General features: G+C 40.5%; 3 protein-coding genes. 2 read left to right on the forward strand and 1 reads right to left on the reverse strand.

Annotation, left to right across the window (positions count from 1 at the left end; all coding sequences use genetic code 11):
- The coding region (glnS, locus tag ACJAT7_RS17685; protein ID WP_415228118.1) for a glutamine--tRNA ligase at positions 1 to 1,497 on the reverse strand (1,497 nt) is incomplete at its 3' end.
- 612 nt (positions 1,498 to 2,109) lie between these two features.
- Between glnS and nagB the strand changes: the two genes are divergently transcribed.
- Both nagB and nagA read left to right on the forward strand, forming a co-directional pair.
- Entirely contained in the window at positions 2,110 to 2,901 is a 792-nt protein-coding gene (nagB, locus tag ACJAT7_RS17690; RefSeq protein WP_415228119.1) for a glucosamine-6-phosphate deaminase, read from the forward strand.
- A 206-nt stretch (positions 2,902 to 3,107) separates the two neighbouring features.
- A complete protein-coding gene (gene nagA / locus ACJAT7_RS17695; RefSeq protein ID WP_415228120.1) occupies positions 3,108 to 4,241 on the forward strand; it encodes an N-acetylglucosamine-6-phosphate deacetylase in 1,134 nt (377 codons plus the stop codon).
- The last annotated feature ends 862 nt before the right edge of the window (positions 4,242 to 5,103 follow it).

A 5,103-nucleotide genomic window follows, 5' to 3' on the forward strand; every position in this document is an offset into this window, starting at 1 on the left:
TAAAGCATCCGGATTGAGTACCTTATGGATATCTTCTTCGGCAGCAGGATTTTCAACCATGAACAAATGCTCATAGATTCGAAACTCAGCAGGTCGGTTTTCAGCCGCACTAACCCAATGGATCACGCCTTTCACTTTACGCCCGTCTGTTGGATTGTTACCCAGCGTTTCAGGGTCGTAAGAGCAGTGAATTTCAGTGATTGTGCCCGCATCATCTTTAATCACCTGGTCAGCTTTAATGACATAAGCATTACGTAAACGTACCTCTTTACCTAACACTAAACGTTTATATTTTTTATTCGCCTCTTCTCTAAAATCCGCACGGTCAATATAGATTTCGCGTGAGAAAATGACTGTTCTTGTCCCCATGCTTTCATCTTTAGGGTGAACAGCCGCGATTAATTTTTCCGTTTTATTTTCGTCATAATTGCTAATAATCACTTTAACAGGATCAATCACAGCCATTGCGCGAGGTCCGTTAGCTTCAAGATTTTCACGAACACAAGCTTCTAGCGATGCCAGTTCAACGGTATTTTCCTGCTTAGTCACACCAATACGTTTACAAAATTCACGAATAGCGGCGGCCGGGTAACCACGGCGGCGCATACCGGAAATAGTCGGCATACGCGGATCATCCCAGGCGCCTATAATCTTCTCTTCAATTAACGCATGTAATTTACGTTTAGACGTTAAAGTATATTGTAAATTAAGGCGGGAAAACTCAATTTGACGAGGTTTACAGGCAATACTGATATTGGCTAATACCCAATCATACAAAGGACGGTGATCTTCAAATTCAAGCGTACACAGACTATGGGTTATGCCTTCAAGCGCATCCGAAATACAATGGGTAAAATCGTACATTGGATAGATACACCACTTATCGCCCGTTTGATGATGATGCGCAAAACGAATGCGATAAAGAACGGGATCGCGCATTTTCATATTCGGTGACGCCATATCAATTTTTGCCCGCAGCATCATCGAACCTTCGGCAAACTCACCCGCGCGCATACGCTCAAAAAGATCTAAACTTTCTGAGATAGGGCGATTTCTAAAGGGGCTGTCTTTACCCGCGGTTATTAACGAGCCTCTATATTCTCGGGTTTGTTCCACATCGAGCGCACAAACATAAGCTTTATCTTTTTTAATTAACTCAACGGCAAAGTCATACAACTGTTCAAAATAGTCAGATGAGTAATGTATATCACCCGCCCATTTAAATCCCAACCAACGCACATCCTTCTCAATAGCGGCAACGTAATCCGCATCTTCTTTTACTGGATTAGTATCATCAAAACGCAGATTGCAAAGTGCATTAGGGTAATCTTGTGCAAGTCCGAAATTTAAACAGATAGATTTAGCATGGCCTATATGCAAATAACCATTCGGTTCCGGCGGAAAGCGTGTCTGTATCACCTGATGCTTACCACTTTGTAGATCCGAATCGATGATGTTACGAATAAAATTGCTTGGCGCAGTATCAACCTGAGTCATTGCTTACCTCTAAATAAATATAAATCGAAAAATAACAGTAATCATCTTATATTATACCGCTAACCTCAAGGGAAATAAGCAGCAAAAGAGCAACAATAAATTCAAAGGGGGGAAAAGCACTGCGAAGCGTGCTTTTTGATGGTAATCGGGGCTATTTATCCTCTTCAGAGTCTTATCGGTCGTTCATATAGAATTAACTGTCGCTAGCCCTGTAGGCAGATAAACAGCGCCCAGTGACAAACAGTCTTTATTTAACCGCTTTGAGACGATCGGCGACAATAATGGCTTAAACGTTATTGCCACCTATTTTGATCACTCCCATTGCCTAACGCTTTAAGTTCGGCCTCACGAATCAGACTGCAATTTTTAAGGGTTAAACAAGCGCGTAATGCAATAACATAGGTGCAGCCAATATTCAGATCCTAATGCGGTTGATTAAAGCCGCACTGCCAAACTTTACTCAGCTGCTATAACCTCAGTGTCTTTTATTGGCTTACTTCGCGCAATTTGTGCTCAAAATCACCTATCAAGTCTCTTTTTCAGCACTTTATGTAGCAATAAAGACCCGCTTAATTTACGTTGCCTATTAACCAGTAATATACGGAGTAAAACATGCGTTTAATTCCCCTTGAAACAACATCTGATGTCGCCTTCTGGTCTGCTCGCTACATTAGCAATGCAATTAACAAATATTCACCCAGCAAAGAACGACCTTTTGTACTTGGTTTGCCAACCGGTGGCACGCCACTGGCAACTTACAAAGCGCTTATCGCGCTTTATAATAAAGGCGAAGTAAGTTTTGAAAATGTCGTTACTTTTAATATGGATGAATATGTTGGTATCGAACAGGAACATCCTCAAAGCTATTATCGTTTCATGCACCGGAACTTTTTCAGCCAGATTGATATTCGAACAGAAAATATCAATCTACTGAACGGGCTTGCGAATGATCTGGAAGCAGAATGCCAACGCTTTGAAGAAAAGATTAAGTCTTACGGAAAAATCAATTTATTTGTCGGTGGCGTTGGCGTCGATGGCCATCTCGCCTTTAATGAGCCTGCGTCCTCATTAGCTTCGCGTACACGCGTTAAAAAATTAGCCTCGAACACACGGATTGCTAACGCACGTTTTTTCAACAACGATATCAACCAGGTACCTAAATTGGCATTAACCATTGGTATTGGCACCTTATTAGAGGCAGCAGAAATATTAATTCTGGTAACCGGCCAGCATAAAGCACTGGCACTTGAAGCCGCTGTTCAGGGGAATGTAAACCACCTTTGGACCGTTAGTGCATTACAACTTCATCCAAAAACAATTATTGCCTGTGATGCAGCCTCGACTATGGAACTTAAAGTTAAAATATTAAAGTACTTCACTGAATTAGAAAGCGGCAATTTATAAACGCCTTTAATCACAGCCGGTATTTAATCCGAGTAAAATGGATCGGGGAACGTTTTTAATTGTAAAATAAAAAAACAAGCATTCGTTTTAGCCTATAACTTACTGGATTGACTGTTTTATCCTCGGCTCAAAAGTTGGATCAAACAAAAAAACGGCAATATCTCCCAGCACGATTTGAACCGCTATATTTAATGGAGAAGTTTACAATGTACGCATTAACAAATTGTAAAATTTATACAACAGACGCAGTATTACTCGAACACGCTGTGATCGTAAAAAATGACAAGATAGACAGTATTAGGCCCATTGCAGAACTCAGCTCAAGGATCAAAAAAATTGACCTTCTTGGTGCTAACCTTTCGCCCGGGTTTATCGATCTGCAGCTCAACGGTTGCGGTGGTGTTATGTTTAATAATCAGATAACAGAAAAAACATTGGCCATAATGCAATCTACCAATCTCAAATCGGGCTGTACCAGCTACCTGCCAACACTTATCACCTCGTCGAATGAAGATATGAGAACGGCACTCAAAGTGACGCGGGATTATATACATAAAAAGAGCAACGAAGTATTAGGCTTGCATTTAGAGGGACCTTATTTAAATATTGAGAGAAAAGGGATTCATCGCTCCGAATATATCCGCACCCCTGATCTCACTATGCTGGATCTTATTTGCCAAAATGCGGATATCGTCAGCAAGGTAACGCTTGCACCGGAAAAGAACTCGGTTGAGGTGATCCAGCGGCTTAGCAAAGCCGGGATTGTTGTTGCGATAGGCCATAGCAACGCCACCTACGCGCAGGCAATAGTGGCTATTGATAACGGCGCCACCTTTGCAACTCACCTGTTTAATGCCATGACCCCAATGACAGGTCGCGAACCCGGCGTCATTGGGGCGGTTTATGATAAAAACATTTATGCCGGTATTATTGTGGATGGTTTCCATGTAGCTTACGAAAATGTCCGCATTTCTAAAAAAATAATGGGTGAAAAACTCATTTTAGTCACCGATGCCACTGCCCCCGCCGGGGCTGATATCAATCAATTTGATTTTGTCGGCACAACCGTATATTACCAAGATGGGAGATGTGTCGCAGCTAATGGTACGCTCGGCGGCTCTGCCGTGACCATGATCGAAGCCATTGAGAAAAGTGTTAAGTTTGTTGGAATTGAACTTGCAGAAGCGATTCGAATGGCAACTTTATACCCTGCAAGGGCAATGTCTATAGCAAATCAAATCGGCAGTATAAAAGCGGGCAAAATCGCTAATTTAGCCATTTTCAGCAACGATTATAAAGTGACCGGCACCGTGGTGAATGGTATTTATAAAGCATCTTAAAAAATCTTTAATAATCAGCAACCGGATTGCTAATAGCTGAAAACTAGAAGCTCGAAACTAGAATCTGCCTTCATTGTCAAAGATGCAATTTTTTCTATATTGCAAGTCGATGCATCCTAATCAATTACACGGTATTGCGGGTCTGAAATGTGAGGAACTAAAATGGCAAACTGTCTTTTCCCTGTAGAACAGATTATTATATGCGATCTTTATTTTGCGCAATAAGCTCTTTAATTTTTTTTAATTCAAGCTCTATTTTTTCGTTACTTTTACTGTTTTTGTAAGCCATGATAATCAGTTTCACTGAGACTAAAAAACACCGGCCTCTAATAAAATATCATGCGTAAAACCAGTAAAGAACAAAGCAGCGACAAAAAGAATAAAGGTAATCATAATGACTAAAATAGAACTTATATCAAAATGTTTCATAATTAGTCCTCATCAACTTGAATCAATTAAAGCCGATAACCAGGCTGTAGAAGTTCTATTTTTTCAGGGAAATACCTATTTTATAAATTTTATAGCTTTTTAAAAATGCGTTAAAGGTTGCTTTTTTCATGAAATTATAAGAATCAAGTTATTCTACATCCCCAATGTCGGCTTGCCCGGTGTAGATTAAACATAGGTCAAACTAAGACCAGTAATATACTTCCCTTACAAACGTAGCTGAGTTATTTTTTGTGTCTCAGCTACCGCAAAGTCTCCGCTAAAGCCAGACAAAGAATCCAATACGAAGTTGTAGCTCAGCAACAGTAGCTTCACCATTTTCGTGTAACGTCCGACTTGGCAGTGTCATACGCAATTTGCATTTGGCGGGTCAAATTAAATTAATCTACTGCTAAGCGTGAATTAAGCAGAATAT

The organism is Psychromonas sp. (genome assembly GCF_047632995.1).
Lineage (GTDB): Bacteria > Pseudomonadota > Gammaproteobacteria > Enterobacterales > Psychromonadaceae > Psychromonas.

Coding starts and splice junctions, on each gene's coding strand:
- nagB (WP_415228119.1), top strand. CDS start 2,110: ATGCGTTTAATTCCCCTTGAAACAACATCTGATGTCGCCTTCTGGTCT.
- nagA (WP_415228120.1), top strand. CDS start 3,108: ATGTACGCATTAACAAATTGTAAAATTTATACAACAGACGCAGTATTA.